3 protein-coding genes are annotated in these 1,342 nt (G+C 35.9%); all 3 read left to right on the plus strand.

Translation table 11 applies throughout. From position 1 onward, the window contains the following. Nucleotides 1-3: 3 nt before the first annotated feature. The 3 genes from ACIGHG_RS25620 (at nucleotide 4) to ACIGHG_RS25630 (ending at nucleotide 1,197) form a co-directional block, all read left to right on the plus strand. Nucleotides 4-297: a Rho termination factor N-terminal domain-containing protein gene (locus ACIGHG_RS25620; protein WP_396551302.1), complete on the plus strand. Its 294-nt coding sequence runs from the start codon at nucleotides 4-6 to the stop codon at nucleotides 295-297. Continuing rightward, on the plus strand, nucleotides 294-668 hold the full coding sequence (locus ACIGHG_RS25625) for an HNH endonuclease (RefSeq protein ID WP_396551298.1): 375 nt from the start codon (nucleotides 294-296) through the stop codon (nucleotides 666-668). Before ACIGHG_RS25620 ends, ACIGHG_RS25625 begins: the two co-directional genes overlap by 4 nt. Nucleotides 669-771: 103 nt before the next feature. Further along, entirely contained in the window at nucleotides 772-1,197 is a 426-nt protein-coding gene (locus tag ACIGHG_RS25630; RefSeq protein ID WP_396551300.1) for a P27 family phage terminase small subunit, read from the plus strand. Nucleotides 1,198-1,342 lie beyond the last annotated feature (145 nt).

Raw genomic sequence — 1,342 nt, forward strand, 5'->3', positions numbered from 1 at the left:
TAAATGATTACTGAAATTAGAAAAACAATATCAGGTACCGAGTATTGGGATAATGAAGCAAAGCGAAGTTTATTTGTACCTAATAATGTAGATCCTGACTTTTTAGTAACAGTGAATCCTGAGAGTATGCTCATTGGTGTGGACTTAGCAAGTGGTAAAGATATGACTGCGGTTAGTGAAGTACCAGTACTGAATAACAAGACAGTGAAACAGTTGCGTGAGTATGCTGCTGAATTAGGTATTGAGATTCCAGCTGATGTTACAAAGAAAGATGACATAATTGCCTTACTATCATGAAATACTGTGACTTTAACGGCTGCCATAACAAGATAAGCAAGGGACGTTATTGTGAAAAACATAAGCGTAATAAACCAAAGAAGAAGAAAGATAAGAAGAACATCTATCATCACGAGAATAAACCATTCTATCGTACGGATGCATGGAGGTTTGTTCGCTCTCAAGTATACGAACGAGAGAAAGGATACTGTCAACGATGTGGAAGGTTCGTCTTTGGTCGAAGTGCTCATGTACATCACATCATACCAATTAAACAAGATGAAACACTTAAATTAGAAATAAACAACTTAATGCTACTTTGTCCAAAATGTCACATCAAAGAAGAAAATGAAGATAAACCGAAAAAGGTTTTTCCAAGTTATTTTGGATAAGCCCCCCTATCAAATTTAAAATTTTTTGCTTTGGGGAGGATAGGTAGCGTAGGGGGCACATACATAGTTGCGCCACTTTTAAAAAATAAAGGGGGGTGTGAAGGTGGCTCGAATGTCAAAAAAGAAAAAGTTAGAAATGCTAGATGTAGCAAGGGATGAAGAGCGAAAAAGAATCATAAAATTATTGACTGATGAAGAACTCTTCACACCTTCTTTAGAACCATTAATTGAAAATTATTTAGATGCTTTTATCATTTATAAAACTATGTTCGATGAATGGAAAGCTGATGGGTTTGCACCCACAAAAATGCATAAGAACAAGGCTGGAGCAACAAATGAAATGAAACATCCACTTGCTCAACAAGTTGAAACTTGGAACGATAAAAAGAATAAAATGCTAGATGCTCTAGGAATGACGAATAAGGGAAAAAGTGTACAAAAAGTGCCAAAAACCACAGGGGAAATTACACCTATTGAACCTCAAGATGAATTAGCAGCACATCGAGCGAAATGGCGGGGAATCAAATGATTATTACACCAGGCGTTAACTTCGCTGATAAATATGCAAATAATGTCATGCGTAATAAAAAGAAATACCCAAAATCGATTATTCTTGCTGTAGAACGTTATAAGAAGTGGAAGAAGCGTAAAGATATTTGGTTTGATGTAGATCG

The organism is Bacillus sp. NPDC077411 (assembly GCF_044543425.1).
Classification (GTDB): domain Bacteria; phylum Bacillota; class Bacilli; order Bacillales; family Bacillaceae_G; genus Bacillus_A; species Bacillus_A bruguierae.

What these genes read in the sequence shown, in the direction of transcription:
- ACIGHG_RS25620 (WP_396551302.1), top strand. Translation starts at nt 4, where the DNA reads ATGATTACTGAAATTAGAAAAACAATATCAGGTACCGAGTATTGGGAT.
- ACIGHG_RS25625 (WP_396551298.1), top strand. Translation starts at nt 294, where the DNA reads ATGAAATACTGTGACTTTAACGGCTGCCATAACAAGATAAGCAAGGGA.